This window comes from Cognatitamlana onchidii, from assembly GCF_004804355.1.
Lineage (GTDB): Bacteria > Bacteroidota > Bacteroidia > Flavobacteriales > Flavobacteriaceae > Cognatitamlana > Cognatitamlana onchidii.
In genome coordinates, this window is the sequence record NZ_SRWZ01000005.1 from 99,727 (window position 1) to 120,313 (window position 20,587).

21 protein-coding genes are annotated in these 20,587 nt (G+C 35.2%); 9 read left to right on the forward strand and 12 right to left on the reverse strand.

The features are described from left to right. Positions 1–23: 23 nt before the first annotated feature. Positions 24–689, reverse strand: a complete 666-nt coding sequence (locus E5D58_RS10785) for an alpha/beta hydrolase (RefSeq protein ID WP_136481876.1) — start codon at positions 687–689, stop codon at positions 24–26. A gap of 113 nt (positions 690–802) precedes the next feature. Here E5D58_RS10785 and E5D58_RS10790 point away from each other — a divergent pair, with 113 nt between their 5' ends. After that, entirely contained in the window at positions 803–1,099 is a 297-nt protein-coding gene (locus E5D58_RS10790; RefSeq protein ID WP_136481877.1) for an N-acetyltransferase, read from the forward strand. 71 nt (positions 1,100–1,170) lie between these two features. Here E5D58_RS10790 and mtaB read toward each other — a convergent pair whose 3' ends face one another. Further along, complete coding sequence (gene mtaB, locus E5D58_RS10795) at positions 1,171–2,496, reverse strand: tRNA (N(6)-L-threonylcarbamoyladenosine(37)-C(2))-methylthiotransferase MtaB (RefSeq protein ID WP_136481878.1); 1,326 nt, start codon at positions 2,494–2,496, stop codon at positions 1,171–1,173. An 88-nt stretch (positions 2,497–2,584) separates the two neighbouring features. Between mtaB and E5D58_RS10800 the strand changes: the two genes are divergently transcribed. Continuing rightward, positions 2,585–4,204 carry an ABC transporter substrate-binding protein gene (locus E5D58_RS10800; protein WP_136482024.1) on the forward strand — a complete coding sequence of 540 codons (1,620 nt, stop codon included), beginning with the start codon at positions 2,585–2,587 and terminating at the stop codon, positions 4,202–4,204. Here the strand turns inward: E5D58_RS10800 and E5D58_RS10805 are convergent. The 3 genes from E5D58_RS10805 to E5D58_RS10815 all read right to left on the reverse strand — a co-directional run bounded on the left by E5D58_RS10805 (position 4,191) and on the right by E5D58_RS10815 (position 6,523). Continuing rightward, a complete protein-coding gene (locus tag E5D58_RS10805; RefSeq protein WP_136481879.1) occupies positions 4,191–4,889 on the reverse strand; it encodes a lysoplasmalogenase family protein in 699 nt (232 codons plus the stop codon). The genes E5D58_RS10800 and E5D58_RS10805 overlap by 14 nt on opposite strands. Before the next feature lie 106 nt (positions 4,890–4,995). After that, positions 4,996–6,171 carry a GlmU family protein gene (locus E5D58_RS10810; protein ID WP_136481880.1) on the reverse strand — a complete coding sequence of 392 codons (1,176 nt, stop codon included), beginning with the start codon at positions 6,169–6,171 and terminating at the stop codon, positions 4,996–4,998. 100 nt (positions 6,172–6,271) lie between these two features. After that, positions 6,272–6,523 carry a type B 50S ribosomal protein L31 gene (locus E5D58_RS10815; protein WP_136481881.1) on the reverse strand — a complete coding sequence of 84 codons (252 nt, stop codon included), beginning with the start codon at positions 6,521–6,523 and terminating at the stop codon, positions 6,272–6,274. Positions 6,524–6,680: 157 nt separating this feature from the next. Here E5D58_RS10815 and E5D58_RS10820 point away from each other — a divergent pair, with 157 nt between their 5' ends. The 7 genes from E5D58_RS10820 to E5D58_RS10850 all read left to right on the forward strand — a co-directional run bounded on the left by E5D58_RS10820 (position 6,681) and on the right by E5D58_RS10850 (position 13,713). Further along, positions 6,681–7,211: a DUF4199 domain-containing protein gene (locus E5D58_RS10820; protein WP_136481882.1), complete on the forward strand. Its 531-nt coding sequence runs from the start codon at positions 6,681–6,683 to the stop codon at positions 7,209–7,211. A 39-nt stretch (positions 7,212–7,250) separates the two neighbouring features. After that, on the forward strand, positions 7,251–8,201 hold the full coding sequence (locus E5D58_RS10825; protein ID WP_136481883.1) for a glycosyltransferase family 2 protein: 951 nt from the start codon (positions 7,251–7,253) through the stop codon (positions 8,199–8,201). Positions 8,202–8,314: 113 nt separating this feature from the next. Further along, on the forward strand, positions 8,315–10,045 hold the full coding sequence (locus E5D58_RS10830) for a phospho-sugar mutase (RefSeq protein WP_136481884.1): 1,731 nt from the start codon (positions 8,315–8,317) through the stop codon (positions 10,043–10,045). Beyond that, positions 10,045–11,871, forward strand: a complete 1,827-nt coding sequence (locus E5D58_RS10835) for an ABC transporter ATP-binding protein (protein ID WP_136481885.1) — start codon at positions 10,045–10,047, stop codon at positions 11,869–11,871. Before E5D58_RS10830 ends, E5D58_RS10835 begins: the two co-directional genes overlap by 1 nt. 295 nt (positions 11,872–12,166) lie before the next feature. Then, a complete protein-coding gene (locus E5D58_RS10840) occupies positions 12,167–12,712 on the forward strand; it encodes an RNA polymerase sigma factor (RefSeq protein WP_394345710.1) in 546 nt (181 codons plus the stop codon). A gap of 43 nt (positions 12,713–12,755) precedes the next feature. Beyond that, entirely contained in the window at positions 12,756–13,253 is a 498-nt protein-coding gene (locus E5D58_RS10845) for a hypothetical protein (protein ID WP_136481887.1), read from the forward strand. A gap of 13 nt (positions 13,254–13,266) precedes the next feature. After that, entirely contained in the window at positions 13,267–13,713 is a 447-nt protein-coding gene (locus E5D58_RS10850) for a sensor of ECF-type sigma factor (protein WP_136481888.1), read from the forward strand. Between the two features lie 69 nt (positions 13,714–13,782). On the opposite strand, the gene E5D58_RS10855 is transcribed toward E5D58_RS10850, so the two are convergent. The 7 genes from E5D58_RS10855 to E5D58_RS10885 all read right to left on the reverse strand — a co-directional run bounded on the left by E5D58_RS10855 (position 13,783) and on the right by E5D58_RS10885 (position 20,473). After that, positions 13,783–14,418 (reverse strand): SCO family protein, encoded by a 636-nt coding sequence (locus E5D58_RS10855; RefSeq protein ID WP_136481889.1) that lies wholly within the window; start codon positions 14,416–14,418, stop codon positions 13,783–13,785. Positions 14,419–14,450: 32 nt separating this feature from the next. Next, the gene (locus tag E5D58_RS10860) at positions 14,451–15,020 is read right to left on the reverse strand and encodes a toxin-antitoxin system YwqK family antitoxin (RefSeq protein WP_235835900.1); all 570 of its coding nucleotides are present in this window, start codon (positions 15,018–15,020) and stop codon (positions 14,451–14,453) included. Continuing rightward, positions 15,021–15,791: a YHYH protein gene (locus tag E5D58_RS10865; RefSeq protein ID WP_136481890.1), complete on the reverse strand. Its 771-nt coding sequence runs from the start codon at positions 15,789–15,791 to the stop codon at positions 15,021–15,023. An 18-nt stretch (positions 15,792–15,809) separates the two neighbouring features. Next, complete coding sequence (locus E5D58_RS10870) at positions 15,810–17,135, reverse strand: sulfatase-like hydrolase/transferase (protein ID WP_136481891.1); 1,326 nt, start codon at positions 17,133–17,135, stop codon at positions 15,810–15,812. Positions 17,136–17,383: 248 nt separating this feature from the next. Continuing rightward, a complete protein-coding gene (locus E5D58_RS10875) occupies positions 17,384–18,175 on the reverse strand; it encodes a YHYH protein (protein ID WP_136481892.1) in 792 nt (263 codons plus the stop codon). A 211-nt stretch (positions 18,176–18,386) separates the two neighbouring features. Continuing rightward, positions 18,387–18,923: an EF-hand domain-containing protein gene (locus tag E5D58_RS10880; protein ID WP_136481893.1), complete on the reverse strand. Its 537-nt coding sequence runs from the start codon at positions 18,921–18,923 to the stop codon at positions 18,387–18,389. A gap of 89 nt (positions 18,924–19,012) precedes the next feature. Beyond that, entirely contained in the window at positions 19,013–20,473 is a 1,461-nt protein-coding gene (locus E5D58_RS10885) for a CotH kinase family protein (RefSeq protein WP_136481894.1), read from the reverse strand. Positions 20,474–20,587: the final 114 nt, after the last annotated feature.

The following is a 20,587-nucleotide window of genomic DNA, read 5'->3' on the forward strand; positions in this document are numbered from 1 at the left end:
TCTTTAAAATTAAAAAAATAACGCTACGAATCTAAGATTATTCTGGGTAAATTTTCATTAAACCACTTATATTTATTAATAATCATAATGTGTGACCCATTCGGAATCCTTATACAGTTGGAGATATTTTTAATTGGAAAAACCGCATCTTGATCGCCGTGAATATGAATCACAGCAGAATCGTATTTCTTCTGTTCCCAGCAAACCATCTCTTTTATAGCCCAGCTTAAATAGTCACTATCATTTACCGATAAATATTTTTTATATAATTCAAGCCGCTTTGCCATCTGTTTCCCGAATGCATACTTTTCAAAAATCTCGATGTTACTTGCTAAATGCGTTGGCACTATTTTATAAGCCCCCGTAGATTTAACTAAGAGCATTTTTTTGGGCAGCTCAAACATAGATTTCACACTGGATACAATTATAAGTTTTCTAACAGAAATAATCTTAGCTATTTCCTGCACCAAAACACCACCAAAAGAGACCCCCAATAAAACAACATGATCGTGCTTTATATACTTAGTCATTCTGGAAGCATAATCGCGTAAAGGCTCTTTATGTTTGGGCATAATCCATTCTAAATAATGAATTTTAAACCTATCGCTTGGTAGCTCGATGTACTCAAAAATTTTTGAACTTGCAGCCATTCCGGGCATCAAATAAACATGTATTATATCCTGATCCATAAGGCATTATACTTTGTTTTACTTTACAGTAACATTTTTTTTTCGTACTTTTGCACAAAGTTAGAGAAATAGTCCTCACTATTTTGTATTCCTAAGAAATAAAACAAGAGCATATGGTTGAAGCAGCAGAACTAGTTGACAATGATTTTTTACGTCAATACGAAATTAAAGTAGATGATCAATTGGCAAAAATTGAATATTCACTACAAGAAAGAAAGATTTTTTTAACCAAATTAATTATTCCGGAAAACGTAAATGATGAAGGTTTTAAAAAAGAATTTTTATCTATGGTTTTTGAAGAAATTGGAGAACGCAATCTAAGCGTGGTTCCTACTAGCCCAGAAATAGCAAAGTTTGTTAGAAGCAATAGAAAATACAAACGTATGCTGCCTGTAGGGGTGAGAATCTAACATGTGATAAATAAAAAAAAAAGCTGAAACCTTCTGGTTTCAGCTTTTTTTTTGCGTTTTTTTTAACAACTCTAACTTGAGAATACCGTTGCAAAATCAAATCGAACGATACCGTCTTGATCAATATGAGTTAAAACACCTTTATGAAGTGTATTTACCAATTCTGGGTTCCATGGCGTTTTTACTTTAACATAATTTTCGGTAAACCCATGAATATACCCCTCTTTATTTTCGCTTTCAAAAAGAACCGTTCGTGTTTCCCCTATTTGAGTCTCATAAAACGCTCTCCGCTTTTTTACAGATAGCCCTCTTAGCATTTTACTGCGCTTACTTCTAACATTATAAGGAATCACCCCATCCATTTGAGCCGCTTCTGTATTATCCCGTTCTGAATAGGTGAAAACATGCAAATAGGAAATATCTAACTCATTTAAGAAATTATAAGTTTCTAAGAAACATGTCTCTGTTTCTCCTGGAAACCCTACAATGACATCTACCCCAATACAAGCATGAGGCATAACTTCTTTTATTTTGGAAACACGATCTACATAAAGTTCTTTCATGTAACGTCGTTTCATTTTTTTTAGAATAGTATTACTACCTGACTGCAAGGGTATATGAAAATGTGGCACAAAGGCTCGAGACTTTGAAACTAATTCTATGGTTTCATTTTTTAGAAGGTTAGGCTCTATAGACGAAATGCGCAAGCGTTCAATACCCTTAACTTGATCTAGTTCACTCACAAGGTCTAAAAACGTATGTTCATGCTTTTTGTTTCCAAACTCCCCTTTTCCATAATCACCAATATTAACGCCCGTTAAAACGATTTCCTTAATGTTTTGTTTTGAAATTTCGCGTGCATTTCTTAAAACATTATCCATGGTATCACTTCTAGAAATTCCACGTGCTAAAGGAATAGTGCAGTACGTACATTTATAATCGCAACCATCTTGCACCTTTAAAAAAGCCCGCGTTCTATCGCCTATAGAATAGGAGCCCACATAAAAATCGGCGTCTTCAATTTCACAAGAATGTACTTCACCAAAATCATTTTTTGATAGGTCATTCAAGTAATCTGTAATCTTAAACTTTTCTGTTGCGCCAAGCACCAAATCGACCCCATTAACATCGGCCAATTCTTGAGGTTTCAATTGCGCATAACACCCAACAGCAGCAATAAATGCATCGGGGTTTGCTTTTTGAGCTTGTTTTACTATGGTTTTAAAACGTTTATCGGCATTTTCTGTTACCGAACAGGTATTTATAACATAAATATCTGCGCTTTCTGAAAAGTCAACCCTATCAAAACCTTCATGATTAAAAGACCTTGCAATAGTAGATGTTTCAGAAAAATTTAATTTACATCCAAGTGTATAAAAAGCAACTTTTTTATTCATTTTTAAATATATTTCCATGACCATGGAAATCTCATTATATTTACCTGTCCTGGCTTTAAAGTCTGCAAATTTACAACTAATAAATTATATGTTAAAACCCGTATTATTGCAAATAACATCCTATTTATCAATTGGTTGTATACTTCTTTTGTTTTTTAACTGTGGGGCGCCTCCAAATAGCAACAAAGATCACTTAGTTTTTAGGTATAACGAATATGCAAATATTAACACATTAGATCCTGCTTTCTCTAGAACACTTCAAGATAATAACGTTTGCAACCAATTATTTAATGGGCTGGTACAATTGGACGACCAGCTAAATATATTGCCTTGTATTGCTAAAAACTGGAAAATCTCTGACAGCGGTACGATCTATCGGTTTTATTTAAGGCGTGACGTATATTTTCATAAACATGCTCTATTTGGAAAAGATTCAACAAGAACCGTAGTAGCCTCAGATTTTGAATATAGTCTTAATAGGTTAAGGGATGAAACAATTGCTGCTCCTGGCAGCTGGGTTCTAAATAAAGTTGATGATTTTAAAGCTATTAACGATACAATATTTGAGATTAAACTAAAACAACCTTTTCCTGCTTTTATTGGTTTACTCACCATGAAATATTGCTCGGTGATACCGCATGAAATTGCCGAAATTTATGGGTCAGAGTTTAGATCGCACCCTATTGGAACAGGCCCCTTTAAGTTTAAACGCTGGGAAGAAAACACCAAGCTAGTTCTAAGAAAGAATCATATCTATTTTGAAAAAGACAAAAATGGCTATCCGCTTCCGTATTTAGAAGCCGTAGCTATTACCTTTTTACCAGATAAGCAAAGTGAATTTTTGCAGTTCGCTCAAGGCAATATTGATTTTCTTAACAGTCTGGACGCTTCGTATAAAGATGAGCTACTTACTGCTGATGGTAGACTTAGAGAGAAATACAAAAAAAGCATTAACTTAATAAGAGGCCCATTTCTTAATACAGAATACCTTGGTTTTTACCTCGATTCCAAGACTCCAGAAATACAATCTGAATTGGTAAGGAAAGCCATAAACATAGGGTTCGACAGGGCCAAAATGATGACTTATTTAAGAAATGGCATAGGTATTCCAGCAACTGGTGGGTTTATTCCTATTGGATTAAAAGGGCATAGCAAATCCATTGGTTTTAGCTATCAACCCAAAAAAGCGAAAGCTTTGATTAATCAATTTAAAAAAGAAAGTGGTATTGAAAATCCAGAAATTACTTTGGTAACTACCAGTAACTATCTTAGTTTTTGCGAATTTATACAACGCGAACTAGAAAAGGCTGGATTGTTAATACATGTCGATGTTATGCCTGAAGCTTCGTTACGATCGGCAAGATCCAACGGAAAAGTGGATATGTTTAGAAGCTCTTGGGTCGCGGACTATTTAGATGCCGAAAACTATCTATCTATTTTTTATAGCAAAAATTTTGCGCCTGGTGGATCTAATTATTTTCACTACAAGAGCAAGCTATTTGATAGCCTTTACAATAAATCGTTTACTATAGCTAATATTAATGAGCGAAAAACACTTTATACCACCATGGACTCTTTAGCCATGGACAAGGCCCTAATGGTGCCATTGTATTATGACGAAGTGATTAGATTTACCAGAAAAAATGTGACCGGTTTAGGGGTAAACCCAATTAATTTATTGGATTTGAAAACCATTAGAAAAGATTAACTTTTCTAATAACACGTTCTGTTACCATTCCCATAACCAATAAATACATAGCACTCCCATAGGTAAACATGATAACGCCATCTTGAAATGGCAAATCGGTTCTAAACGTTTTAATAGCCATTAACCCTTCCGATATCATAAAAAGAAGCACGCCATAAAACACTAGCCAATAACTCCTATTATTCACCACACCTTTTCTTAAATAAGCAAATTGAAATAATAACAAGGAAATGAAAAAGCTAAATAGCGCTGGAATAAAAAACCCTTTTAATCCATCGTAAACCAAACTCACTAATCCAAAAGTGTAACTAAACATGATAATAGAAAAAGGAAGTAAACGCCTAACTTGAAAATCAAACTTATGCGAAAACCTGAAGCAAAAAAGTAATTTTCCTAACGACACAAGAGCCAATGCCACGCCTAAAGAAATTGTATTTTCAACATCGATAAGAACAATATCGGCCAATAAAAAACAAAATAGACCAAGAGATACCCACCTAAACCTACTTCTTTTTATTTCAGAATGATTAAAAAAGTAAAATAGTGACAGGATGATTAAAATAGGCGGCTTAGAAATATAGCGGTATGGAAATGCAGGACAACAGAGTTTAACTAAAACATCGAAACCCAAAACACAAAAATATAAAATTGTGAATTTGTATTTATCTTTAAAAAATCCAGGCATATTCATGGCAAATCAAACGTTCAATATGATCATGCTCACGAAAATACGAAAAATAATCAGGCAAATTATCCAGCTCTAAAATAGCCCCAAGTTGACATAATCAAGGTTAAACGCGTCTGTACTTTTTTGTTTCTTCAAAAACGTGTTCAAGTATGGCTTTGTCTTGCTCTGAAAACTCAACACGTCTTCTTAGCATAACCACTTTAGCGACTTCAAAAGCCTTTTTTGTAAGATAAGGAGTAAACCCTGCACTCCCTCCCCAGCTAAAACTAGGAACAAAATTTCTTGGAAAACCACTCCCAAAAATGTTAGCACTCACCCCAACCACAGTGCCTGTATTAAACATTGCATTTATACCCGATTTAGAGTGATCCCCCATCATTAATCCACAAAATTGCAACCCCGTTTTCGCAAAACCTTCAGTTTGGTAATCCCATAACCTTACTTCGGCGTAATTATTTTTCAAATTAGAAGTGTTCGTATCTGCTCCCAAATTACACCACTCGCCAAGCACAGAATTTCCCAAAAAACCGTCATGCCCCTTATTGGAATAACCAAAAAGCACCGAGTTATTCACCTCTCCTCCAACCTTACTATGAGGCCCAATTGTAGTGGGTCCATAAATTTTTGCACTTAGGTTGACCGTGGCAGATTCACACAACGCAAAAGGCCCTCTAATTACGGAGCCCTCCATAATCTCGGCGTTTTTACCAATGTAGATGGGACCCTTAGAGGCATTTAGTGTTGCAAACTCTAACTTGGCACCTTCTTCTATAAAAATATTTTCAGCAGCAATAATGTTATTACTAGCTGGAATTGACTGAGACCTTCTTCCTTTAGTTAAAAGCGAAAAATCCTCTTGAATAGCCAATCCATTCTTTGAAAAAATACCCCAAGTATTATTTATTTCTATAACATCGTCATGAAACTCAATGGCTTCATAGTCTTCAAAATTAATGTCATCTTGTGCTTCTTTTGTAAAAAAAGCGATTACATTTTCTTCTTTAAAAATGGCTTGATTTTCTTTAAGGTTTTTAACCATTTCAACCAATTCCAAATTTGGAAGAAAGGATGCATTAATCATAATATTCTCGTCCATTTCAACCATCGGGTATTTATCAGACAAATACGCTTCTGTTACCGTTGTTGTGGTAAACTGCAGATACGCTTCCCATTTTTCTCTTATGGTTAAAATACCAACACGAATATCTGCAACAGGCCTTGTATATGTAAATGGCAATAAACTATTCCTTGAAGGTCCATCAAAAAGAATATAATTCATACGGAGTAGAAATTTAGATTGAAGTTAATAGCACGATGGTAAAAATAAAAAAGCCTCTCAACAGTAGAAAGGCTTTTTAAAAATATATTTAGCGCTAAAATTATTTTTTAAACTTAGCGTATTTAGTTTTGAATTTATCAATACGACCAGCCGTATCTACTAATTTAGATTTACCAGTGTAATATGGATGCGATGTTCTAGAAATTTCCATCTTTATTAATGGGTATTCAACACCATCAACCTCAATCGTTTCATTAGTGTCTGCAGTAGATTTTGTTAAAAACACATCATCATTAGACATATCTTTAAATGCTACTATTCTATAATTTTCTGGATGTATACCTTTTCTCATCGCTAAATGCTTTTTATTCTTTTCAATTTTGGAAGTGCAAATTTAAGTATTTTTTACAAATGAACAATACTTTTTATATTTTTTTATTTTCTTCTTAAATGTAACATTTCCCTACCTTTGATTACTAACAAATCAACAAAACAATATTTAAAATATTATGGAAAGATCATTGAAGTCCATCGCTACAAATTACGGTCTCTATTTAGGAGTCTTGTTAGCATTAATTACGGTACTAAGTTATGCCATAAATATAGAATTACTGACTAATATGTGGCTAGGTATTTTTATTATGGTGGCTATAATTGTACTAGGCATCATTGCTGTTGCCAAGGTTAAACAAGCTCAGCATGGGTTTGCTTCTTTTAAACAGGCCTTTACGGCCTATTTTATAACCGTACTCATTGGTTTGCTAATTAGTACATTGGTATCCTATTTGTTATTCAATGTAATTGATACTGAAGCCGCTGAAACCTTGAAGCAAGCAACTATTGAAAAGACCGTTGAGATGCTAGAAGGCTTTAATTCTCCCTCAGAAGCTATAGATAAAGCGGTAACACAAATAGAATCGCAAAATCAATATTCCCTAGCCAATGTAGCTAAAGGATTAGCTGGGTACTTAGTTGTATTTAGTATTATCGGCCTAATTGTTGCCGCTGCCATGAAAAAAAGTAATCCAGAGGAAGCATAAATTCTGTATTTTTGAATTTTATTACCGAAATTTCTCTTTATGGATATATCTGTAGTTATACCACTACTTAATGAACAAGAATCCTTAACAGAATTACATGATTGGATTGCAAAGATTATGCAGTCTAATCGTTTTTCATATGAAATTATTTTCATCGATGATGGCAGTACCGACGGATCATGGAACATCATTACCAAACTCTCGGCAAAAAACCCTCAAGTTAAGGGTATTCGGTTTTTAAAAAATTTCGGGAAATCGCAAGCGCTTCATGCCGGATTTAAAACGGCAAAAGGGCAAGTTGTGATAACTATGGATGCCGATTTGCAAGATAATCCAGACGAGATCCCCGAGCTATATAATATGATTACGCAAGACGGTTTTGACTTGGTTTCGGGATGGAAAAAGAAACGCTATGATGCTGTGCTTACCAAAAACTTACCATCTAAATTATTTAATTGGGCTGCCAGAAAAACTTCGGGTGTAAATCTTAACGATTTTAACTGCGGATTAAAAGCTTACAACATAAACGTTGTTAAACATATTGATGTTAATGGAGAAATGCACCGATACATCCCTGTTCTTTCAAAGAATGCTGGTTTTTCAAATATTGGAGAAAAGGTAGTGCAGCATCAAGCCAGAAAATACGGCCAAACCAAATTCGGCATGGATAGGTTTATTCATGGTTTTCTCGACCTAATTACCATATGGTTCTTATCTCGCTTTGGCAGACGCCCAATGCATCTATTTGGTGCCCTAGGATTTATTATGTTTGCTATTGGATTTGCTTTTGCTGCATACCTAGGCATTGATAAGTTGTTTTTAAACCCAGCTGGCAGGCTTATTACGCAGCGTCCTCAATTTTTTATTGCCCTGGTTACTATGATTATAGGAACACAATTTTTTGTAGCGGGCTTCTTGGGAGAAATAATTCTAAGAAACAGACAAGACAAAAAGCGGTATTTAATTCAAGAAAAATTGAATTTAGCGTAAATACCTAAATCTACTTTTTTAGTTAACCACAACTTTTACGGAGGTTTTCATAATTTAAAACCCTAAAAAAAGAACGAAATGTTTACTTTTGCTTAACAGACAACAACTTAATTATGATACACATTGAACCAAAAATCTTAGAAAGAATAAATAGCTGGCTAAGTCCAGAATTTGATGAAAAAACGCAAGAATTAATCAAAGATAGCATAGCTAATGATCCAAAAGGCATTCAGGAGAGCTTTTACAAAGATTTAGAATTTGGTACTGGAGGTATGCGAGGCGTTATGGGGGTTGGCACCAACCGTATTAACAAATATACGCTTGGAAAGAGCACCCAGGGTTTAAGTGACTATTTACATAAACAGTTTTCTAACGAAACACCAAGGGCTGTTATAGCCTATGATTGTAGACATAACAGTAAAACTTTAGCCAAGGTTGTAGCCAATGTATTTTCTGCAAATGGTATTGAGGTCTATTTATTTGAAGATTTAAGACCTACTCCCGAGTTGTCTTTTGCAGTAAAACATCTAAACTGTCATTGCGGGATTGTGCTAACGGCATCTCATAACCCTCCTGAGTATAATGGCTATAAAGTATATTGGCAAGACGGTGGTCAATTAGTACCGCCACATGACAATGCGCTTATCGATATTATTGGTCAGGTTAATTACGCCGATATTAAATTTGAGCCCAATGATAGCCTGATTCATTTTATTGGTATGGAGGTTGATGATAAATTTGTTGATGCCTCTGTAGCGAATGGATGCGTTGGAGCCTCTCAAGAAGCAAAGGATAATTTAAAAATTGTATTTACTTCTCTGCATGGAACATCGATAACGGCTGTTCCCGAAACACTAAAACGAGCTGGCTATAAAAACGTTTCTATTGTTAAAGAACAAGAGGTCCCTGATGGGGGATTCCCTACAGTTGCTTCGCCTAACCCCGAAGAACCAGCTGCTTTAAAAATGGCATTAGAATTAGCCGAAAAAGAAGGAGCAGATATCGTAATTGGTACCGATCCTGATTGTGATAGACTTGGTGTAGCCGTACGTAATGCTGATGGACACCTGCAGTTATTAAATGGTAATCAAACCATGCTTATGATGGTTGACTTCCTATTAAAACAGTGGAAAAAAGATGGAAAAATAACAGGTAGAGAGTTTATAGCAACAACTATTGTATCTACTCCAATGCTTAATAAATTGGGAGATGCATATGGTGTAGAAAATAAAATTGTGCTTACTGGCTTTAAATGGATAGCTAAACTTATTAAAGACTTTCCAGAGCTAAGCTTTATTGGTGGCGGTGAAGAAAGTTTTGGATTTATGGTTGGAGATTTTGTTCGAGATAAAGATGCTGTTACATCGACACTTCTAGCTTGCGAAATTGCTGCTATAACCAAAGCAAACGGTAGCTCTTTTTACGATGAGCTTGTAAAGCTTTATGTTGAACATGGTTGTTTTAAAGAAAAGCTAGTATCCTTAACTAAAAAAGGTATTGAAGGTGCTCAGGAAATTAAACAAATGATGACCGATGCCAGAGAAAACCCTTTAAGCATAGTCAATGGATCGAAAGTAACTAAAATTGACGATTACGAATCTTCTACTTCGAAGAATATGATTACTGGAGAGATAGCTACTCTAGACATTCCAAAATCTAATGTTATCATCTATCGTACCGAAGATGGCAGCCAAATAGCGTTACGTCCAAGTGGTACCGAGCCAAAGATTAAGTTTTATGTGAGTGTCAATGACGTTTTAAATTCTACAGAGGAATTTAATGCTATTGAATCCAGTCTAGATACTAAAGCTGACAATATCTTAAAAGATATGAATCTTATTTAATGAGTCACTTAACAAATATTCTTAAATATGCAAAGCCCTACAAGGCCTATGCTGTAGGGCATGTTATATCAAATATTTTTTATGCCTTTTTTGGAGCGCTATCCTTTATAGCGCTTATTCCAATGCTAGATATCTTGTTCAAGACTGATTTTCCAGCGCCCACCAAAGAACCCGTTTATCAGGGTATTGGAAACCTTAAAGACTTTTATAAAGACTATCTGGCGTACCATGTAAATACTTACGCCCAAGATGACCCACAAAAGGCCCTATTGCTGGTAGTAGGGTTAATAATTGTTTTATTCCTATTAAAAAACATTTTTAGTTACCTCGCATATTATTTCATGGTTTTTTTAAGAAATGGTGTGGTAAGAGATATTAGAAATGCGGTTTATAAAAAAACAGTAGAACTCCCATTATCGTATTTTTCTGAACAACGAAAAGGTGATATCATGGCAAGGGTTACTACAGATGTTGCGACTCTACAATACTCTATGCTACCAGTGCTGGAGTTAATTGCTAGAGAACCTTTAGCAATTATCTTTACGATTATCATGATGCTATTAATAAGTGTTAAACTTACGTTGTTTGTTTTTATTTTTATTCCGTTGTCTGGATGGGTTATTTCAATAGTTGGAAAGAGCTTAAAGCGCAAATCGGATCGTGTGCAAACCGAACAAGGTGTTATTTTATCGACCCTTGAGGAGACCTTAACAGGTTTACGCATTATAAAAGGGTTTAACGCGCAAAATAAATTCAACAAACGATTTCAAGACTCTAGCGAGCGCTTTTATCATTTTTCAAATAAACTATTAAACCGACAAAATTTAGCATCACCAACAAGTGAGTTCTTAGGCATTGTAGTTATTTCTATTTTACTTTGGTATGGCGGACAGTTGGTTTTAGTAGATAAGTCTTTAGATGGCAGTTCCTTTATTGCATACATGGGTTTAGCTTATAATATTATGGTTCCTGCCAAAGCCATTTCTAGAGGTATTTATAACGTTAAACAAGGTAATGCGGCAGCAGAACGTATTCAAGAAATTATTGACGCTGAAAACCCTTTGAAAGATAAAGAGGATGCCGTTGTAAAAACAAGTTTTAACCAAAACGTAACGTTCGAAAATGTTTGGTTTAAATATGAAGATGATTTTGTTCTAAAAGATTTTAACCTGACCATACCAAAAGGTAAAACTGTAGCGTTAGTTGGCCAATCTGGAAGCGGCAAATCTACCCTTGCCAATCTTATTACAAGATTCTATGATGTTACTAAGGGCGCTATTACAATTGATGGCATAAACATTAAGGATTTAACCACCGATTCTTTACGCAATCAAATGGGTATTGTAACTCAAGATGCCATCCTTTTTAATGACAGCATCAAAAACAACTTAAAGTTAGGCAAAGATAATGCTACTAACAACGAGGTCATCGAAGCGTTAAAAGTGGCAAATGCTTGGGAATTTGTTAGCAAACTGCCAGAGGGTATTGAAACCAATATTGGCGATGCGGGCAACAAGCTCTCGGGCGGACAAAAGCAACGTTTAAGTATTGCCAGAGCCGTTTTAAAAAGCCCACCTATTATGGTTTTAGATGAAGCAACCTCTGCTCTTGATACAGAAAGTGAGCGTCTGGTCCAGGTAGCACTAGAAAATATGATGCGAAATAGAACCTCTATTGTTATTGCTCACCGTCTTTCAACCATACAAAATGCCGACGAGATTATTGTTTTAAGTAAAGGGGAAATTGTTGAAAAAGGAAAGCACAACGAACTTATTGCTAAAAAAGGGGTCTACCAAAAGTTAGTTGAAATGCAAAGCTTTGACTAAAATATTGCCAAAAAAAATAGAACTAAATAAAAAAGGATAGAGATTTGGGCTTCTATCCTTTTTTTTGTTCATGTTAGACTTGGGGACGCCTAACATCATAAGTAGGTTTCTGTTACAAACATAATTCATAAATACATATCCTACAAGAAAAATTGCACTTAATCGTTATTTAACTGCATTTCATCGATTTTTTATGCAATATACTTTAGTTTCGCTGCCAACCCCCAAATACTATAATTTATAAGGCTCTTATTAAACTTTTAGTATATTTATTAGTCTAAAGCATAAATAATTGTTGGTGACCGAAGAAGACAAACTATTAGAACACCTAAAATCCGAGGTTTATAAAGAGCAGGCTTTTAAAACGTTATTAAAGCTTTATAAAGAGCGTCTGTATTGGCATATTAGACATATTGTTAAAACACATGCCGATGCCGACGATGTGCTTCAAAACACCTTTATTAAAGTGTACAAAGGTATTGATAACTTTAAGGGAGAGAGTAAATTGTTTTCCTGGATGTATAGAATTGCTACAAATGAAGCCATTACCTTTATCAACAAAAAAGCAAGGCGGCTTAATGTAAGCAACGAAGAAATTCAAAGTCATGCCATAAGAAACTTGGAATCTGATGTTTATTTTGAAGGTGATGACATACAACTTAAATTGCAACGTGCCATAGCAACACTACCAGAAAAGCAACAATTAGTATTTAACATGAAATATTTTGAAGATATTAAATACAAAGACATGTCTGAAATACTTGACACAAGTGAAGGTGCCCTAAAAGCATCTTATCATATAGCTGTAAAAAAAATAGAGTCGTATCTAATTAATAATTAAACCTTTAAATAATTTTTTAGTCAAAGATTTAAGTATAGATAGAATGAAAAAGATTAATTTAGATAACATAAAATCCAGTGGTTTTGAAACCCCAAAAGGGTATTTCGATACTTTTGATATGGATATATTAAATCTTTCAAAAGAAAAACAACTGTTAGAAAAGAAAACCTCTGGTTTTAAAGTTCCTAAAACTTATTTTGAAAATATAGATAATACTATCTTAACCCAAGTTTCTAAGAAACCCCAAGGTAAGGTCATCTGGTTTTCTCAAAAAACCATTATTTATGTAAGTGGTGTCGCTGCCGCTATACTTATTTTACTAAATCTTTCTATTTTTGAAGAAGCTCCTACTTTTGATAATTTAGAAACAGCAACTGTTGAGAGTTATGTGTTGGATGACCATTTTAACTCCTATGAGATCGCTTCTTTGCTTACCGATGAACAATTGAGTGAAGATATCATTGAACACGATTTGGACGAAAACAATCTAGAAGCTTATTTATTGGATAATGCCGACTTAGAACTACTGATGACAGAATAAAACATATAGAATTATGAAACAATTAATAATTATTGTCCTTTTATTATTTTCATTCTCGGTTAATGCGCAAAAAAAAGGACATAGAGAGCGTATTAAAGCTTTGAAAGTGGCCTTTATAACAGAGCAATTAAACTTGTCTGAAAAAGAGTCTCAAGATTTTTGGCCTGTTTATAATGATTATGAAGAAAAAATAAGCAGTATCCGGCATCATGACATTAGAGACTTAAGAAAAGAGATTAGAGATAACCTTGAAACTATGAGTGACGAGCAGGCTAGTGCACTAGTTGAAGAATACAATCGGGCAGAAAATAAGATGCATACTACACGGTTAGCCTTTGCAAAAAAGCTTTCGGACATTCTTCCTCCAAAAAAAATCATTAAGCTTAAAATCGCTGAGGAAGATTTTAAAAAGAAAATGTTCGAGGAATTTAAAAAACGAAAAAAGGATAGAACCAACTAATTTCAATTCAATCGTAAAATGTAAAAAGCTTCATGATTTCCATGAAGCTTTTTTACGTAATCAAACCAACTAAAATTCCCTTTTCAGTATATCTATATGTCTTTTTAAGCGTTCAACATCTAATCCTATTGTACCATTGTATACACCTCTAATATAACCCTCATTATCTACAAGAATAAAGTTTTCGGTATGAATAAAATTGCTTTCATCCTGGGTTTTAGTAAAATCTTCATCAGCAAAATAACCTGTCCGAGCAATACTATACAAAGCATCTTTATCGCCGGTCACTAAATGCCATTTGTCATCTAAAACCTTATTTTTTTTTGCATAAGCTTTTAACAAGGGTACCGAATCTCGCCAAGGCATCACCGTATGAGACAATAACATAATATCATCATCATTTTTATAGGCTTCTTGAATATTGACCATATTTTTGGTGAGTTTAGGACAAATACCAGGACAACTGGTAAAAAAGAAATCTGCAATGTAAATTTTACCCTTGTATGTTTCATTTGTTACTTGTAAACCGTTTTGATTAATAAATGTAAACGGTGGTATTTTATGTTTTGGCATGTCCCATTCTGGCGTAAATTCTGCCGTATTAAAATAGGGTAACTTTGCCACGGCCTGAGCAGGCTTTTCCTCCTTGCATGCGCATAAAACCACTGCAATAAAAATACCTAGACATTTTCTTCTGAGACTCATGTTAATCCAAATATTTATGCGACTGAAATTGATTATTTCACTTCATCACTATTTACAGTCACCGTGTAACATTTCTTTAGGCCAATTAATCCAAAACGCTCGCCGTTCACCACCTGATAATTTGCTTTAATATTTCCATCTGGCTTCCAAAGTTTTTGGGAGCCATCTTCTTTTCCGTTAACATAATTAAACGCCCGAAGTAGTTGTCCTGATTGATACCACTCCTTCATTTCTCCATGATACTGCCCCTTATCATTAAAATGATACTCAAATTTAATCATACCATTATCCCACCATGATCTATGTATCCCAACTTTAAATCCTTTAGCATAAAAACGCTCTACCTGTTTGTTACCATTCTCAAACCACTGATTTTCAGAACCATCTTTTCTTCCATCCCTATATTCTACTTTACACTTTATAGTACCAGAATTATAGTTTGACATTAAAACACCGTTAAAGGGAGCCGTTTTGTATAACAAAACACCATTATCTAATCTCAAGTTTTCATTTGAATCATAGACCGTATTATTGTTTGTAGCTGAATCACAACCAAGAAACAACAAAATAATTAAAACACTATTTAAAATATGACCGCTCAATTACCTTGATATATTTCCTGGTGTTCCAAAATAGCCGTTTCCATTTAAATAAGGGTCTTCACTTGTAATATGATAGTGATAAATGCCATCAGGAAAATCGGCTGTTACAGATACATGCCCATGATAATCATCCAGATCGGCATTGGTAATAATTTGTCCATTTTCCATTGGTCCATAAACAGGAAAACCGTCTGACAACAATCCTAAAAAAGCATCTTCACCAAATTGCTGTGTTAAAAATGCCGGTTCTATGTGATAATGATAGATCCCTTGTCCAGCGGGGTGCCCCAAAAACTGGTCGAAAGAATTAATTTCATTCGTTAAAGGCGAACCGCCAGCGGCGTATTGATTAAAGAACACCACCCCGTTTCTTGAAATACCAATGGGTCCCATTGGCGTAACCTCTTTATTTGATGCCTCTTCAGGGTTTAAGGGTATTGTAAATACTATATTTTGAGTTTCAATTCTATTAGGGTTTATTCGGAAATCACTATTTGTACCATTGTATGCTTCGTATAAGGGATTGTCTGTGGGCCAATAAGGGCTTGTGTGATTTGGCAAATCTTGGGTAGTAAAGGTTACGGTATTTCCATTAACTGCATAAGAAACACCAGTACCACTAAACTTTGAAAGTATTCCAGAAATATCGTAAGCCGTATTATTTTCTTGTCCTTCTTGAGCGCTTTCCATGGCATCATCCGTACTGGAACATGCAAAAGTCATGAAGGCCATAATCAGTATATAAGGTATGCTAAGCTTTGTAGATTTCATTGTATTTGAGTTTTAAAATTACTGAATTATCCTAGTATATTCTGCCTCTAAGCCCAACTTAGCAGCACTCGCCGCATCAGACAATGGTAATTGACTAGCGTTTAATAAATTAATTTCTTCCATAGGGTCGTTCATCAAATCATAAAGCGCCTCGTTTCCATCAGAAAATTTCATCAACTTATATTGACTGTCTCTCAAAGTATAATCCAATGTGCTGGTAGAAGTTCCAACCTCAGAATACAAATAATCACGAACCGAAACGCCAGAAGTATTCAATAAAGAAGTAAAGTTTTTACTATCATTTATACTTGTTATATCCTCCCCAGCCAAAGCTGCAATGGTAGCAAATAAATCAATGGTACCAATCAATGCGTTATCCTCAACACCTTTACGTGTTACATTACTACCCGAAATTACCATAGGCACATGTATACCACCTTGGTAAATACTGTTTTTAGCTCGACGCCTGTTGTAGGTTTGTACTACCTGATTAGGCGTGCCATTATCACCAACAAAAATAATAATGGTATTATCTTTATCTTCAGGACGCAAAGCATCAAAAAGGCGTCCCATTTCCGAATCCATAGCCTCTAACATGGCCAAATAATAAGGTAGCGGATTTGCTGCTATACTCGCTTCATCCGAAGGCAATACCCCTTGACTATGTAAGTCATTTGGCGGCAAATGAAAAGGTGTATGTGGGGCATTATAAGCCAGCCATAAAAACCAGGGTTGGCTTTGATCTCCAATCCAATCAATAGCTAAATCTGTTAGTTTTGTTGTTGAGTATTCTGTAGAAACCGTACTTTGCATATTTTCAACAAAATCCCAATTAAAATAGGAGTTTACCGTACCACTCAACATACCTGAATAATTCTCAACCCCAATAATATTAGGATGTTGCGTATCCTGTCGATCTCCAAGATGCCACTTTCCAATCACGGCATGACTGTACCCCGAATTCATAGCATCTAGATAACTGTGTATTGACGTTTCGCTAGTTGATAAAGTTCTTCCAACACTCGTCACTCCCGTTCTAAATCCGTATTTACCGGTAAGCATTCCTGCTCTAGTAGGTGAACATAACGGAGCAGACCAAAGGTTTGTAAACCTAATGCCATTGTTCATCATTGATACCAAATTGGGCATATTAGGCTTAACATTACCAATATCATAGCCAGGTGTTGCATCTAAGCCCATATCATCAGCAATAATTAATAAAATATTAGGGTTTGAAAATTCCGTTTGAACCGCTTCTTGTTCTTCTAATATATCGGCTTCCGTTTTTGTGCAAGCCGAAAGCAAAAGTAGAATAAGTAAAAAAAAGTAATAATTAGTTTTCATAGTAGGTTTTGACTGGTAATTATCTTTAGACTAGCTACCTTGAGAAAGGTTTAAAAGTCAATCTAGCTTTAGCCCTCAGATAATAAGGTTTAATATCTGGATTTAAATCCGCTGGAAAAGCAGGATTCAAATCATTTTAACAAAACCCGAATGGTGTTGTAAGTCATATTCAGTTTTATTCTAAAGAGCTCCTGAAGCAATATGCGACATCAAATTATCATGCTCTTATCTTAGGTTTTTATCTCATATTACCGTGTTATATTTCCTGGTGTTCCAAAATAGCCGTTTCCATTTAAGTAAGGGTCTTCACTTGTAATATGATAGTGATAAATGCCATCAGGAAAATCGGCTGTTACAGATACATGCCCATGATAATCATCCAGATTGGCATTGGTAATAATTTGTCCATTTTCCATTGGTCCATATACAGGAAAACCGTCCGACAACAATCCTAAAAAAGCATCTTCACCAAATTGTTGTGTTAGGTAAGTTGGCTCAATGTGGTAATGATAAACCCCCGTACGTTGCGGGTGTCCTAAATATTGATCGAAAGAATCTATCTCATTGGTTAATGGTTGATCTGGCCCAGCATACTGATTAAAAAATACCACCCCGTTTCTTGAAATTCCTATGGGACCTAAACCTGTTGCTTCTTTGTTAACAGCTTCGGCTGGGTTTAAGGGTATTGTAAAAACGATATTTTGTTCACTAATAGTGTTAGGGTTTATTCGAAAATTAGAATTGGTCCCATTGTAAGCCTCGTACAGGGGGTTACTAGTCGGCCAATACGGACTTTTATGATCTGGCAAATCTGAAGTTGTAAAAATCACAACGTTACCTGCAATTTCATAAGAAAGTCCCGTGCCTTTAAATTTCGACAATATATTAGTTATATCGTAAGTTTGTGTAGCTATTTCTTCCTGCTCCAGCTCCTGCTCCTGCTCTTGTTCTAGGTTTATGGCATCATCACCATTAGAACAGGCAATAAAGATAAAGCCTATCAATAGAAATAATACTATTAGTTTTTTTGTCGTTTTCATAAGCTGTTTTTTTACTTTTTAGCAATGATAGTTTCCGCCCCAGACATCTGGATATTCCTATCAGAAAACAAATTAAATATCATGCAGACGTTTAAAAATAATATGGTAAGGATGGCTAGAGCCAGTCCTATAATGAATTTTCTTTGGCTAAGTTTCATTTAATTGGGTTTGATTTATCTCTTTTGATGCTAATTAAAAAATAAACTTGCGGCTACTGCGGTCTTTTTTTAGGCCTTTTACTCTGCTCCTTCAAAAAGAATGCTTCTAACTCTTCCAAACTTAACATATCATTTTTATCGGTATCAATAGCCTTAAAGTGTTTTAACAGATGCGCATTCCGTTTGGTGTCTAGCTCTTCCCTGCTTAGCTCCCCATCATCATTCTTATCTGCCTTTTTTATGAGCTTTTCTGGTGATACTTTTTTAACCTTTTTGTGGTTAAAAAATGCTTCAAGCTCTTCTAAACCCAAAAAACCATCCTCATTGGTATCTATCTTATCAAAATCCTCTAATAATTTCCCTTTTTTGGCTTTAGAGGCTTCTTCTTTACTAATCTTTCCATCATCGTTAGTATCTAACATGGTTAGTATTTGCGATGCGTTGGGGCGCGGTCTAGGTTGTTGACCTTGCCCTGACCCTGGCCCTCTAGTTCCCATTTGGCCACCCCCTGGAGGTCCTTGGGCATAAATATCAATGGTTATTATAAATACAAATGCAGCAAGTGCTGTTTTTAATATGTCGCTTTTCATGGTATTGTATGTTTGTTTTATGTTTAGATGAGGTCTTTTTTAAAAACTTGCGGTTTAACCTAATTATTTTATGATTCAGTAGGGACCCCTTATTTATTGAGGTATAAATTAACTGCAGACGTTCGTGACGACACATGGTTTATTAACTGATTAACCGATATTTGAAAATCGGCACTCGAGTTTAAGAATGTATATCCAGAAACTTCGGTTGTTGCATAAGGTTCGATAAGCGCTGTATAAGTATTATATAAAGCTTGAATGTCGCTCATTTTAAACGCCCCGTTAATAACCTCTTCAAGATAAGCCTCGTATTTAGCCTTGTAAACCTCATCTTGGTATAGATACCCTATTAAAGGCCACTGTGATGTAGATATATTGGAAAAATCTAGAAGCGCAGCTCCTCCTTGTTTCCCTTCTTGAAGTGCCTCATTATTATCCCATGGAATCCAAGTTAATTTTTTCGTGTCGGGATTATTATATAGATAATAATTGTGCGTCATCTTACCATAGGTGTCCCAGTTTTGAATAATGGTATTGGTTGCCAAATATTTTAAAAACACATCGGTATCAAAAACGGTTTCAAGATTGGCTCGCCAAATTTCGGGGTTTGTTATTCTAGATTCGTCATGTAAAAGGCTTAATAAACTGTTAACATCAGAAAAATCAGCCTCTTCCTCATTAGTTTTCTTTACGTACTCGGCTTCATTAAAAGTGCCTAAAGCAAAACTGGCGGCATCTCCATCGGGCTTATATAAATTACCATCATCACTAGAAAATTGAGTATCTAAAACACTACCATCTACTTCTTCTACCAAGGTGTAGAGACCAAAATATTCGGGACCGTCACCATGATCTACATAAAGCGTATAAAAGGCAGTATGCGATCCTACCAAGCCAGCATTTCTAAAAACATCGCCAGCCACTTTTTCTCGAAGCATCGATTTATCGCCGTAGTTGTTTTTAAGACTAAACTTTTTAAAACCATAGAAACGTTGATTGTCAATTTGCGGATAATCATCTTCGAACTCATCAAAATCAAGCTTAAACGATAGTTTTAATATCCCATTTCTCCAACTAGATTGTAAACTAGAATTCCCTTTAAAACGAACCCCTACACGATACCACTGTTTCCCCTTATAGAACACCTCGGCGGGCACAAAAATGGGATCTTCATCTGTATCCAATAAACCACCACCTCTAGGGCCACCATTACCAGCACCAAAAGTTCCATAATGCTTGGTCATGTCGTCTAACATACTTTGCCATCGGGCTTCAGTAATTACGATATCTAGTCTTTTAACCACATCATCTTGAAACACCTCGTCTATATTAGGATCAATATCTTTAGTATGCGTTTCTGTGGTCCAATCTATAGCTTCAAACTGCGTATCGTCAACAACTGGAGCTTCTCCTTCTAGCTCTTCAACCTCCTCAGAAACATCGACTAACGAAGGAGGAGCATCATCACTACTACAACCCACTACAAGTAAAACTCCCGATAGTATAACTAGGGTTTTTAATGTGCTTTTAAACTCTTTTAACTTTTTCATATGCTTACAATTTTATGTTTGTAGCTATTTAGATGTTCATTAGATTAAAAACCTGCGCTCGTTTATGTTAAAAAGCAATAAAAAAAAGACTCTCAAAATAAATGAAAGTCTTAA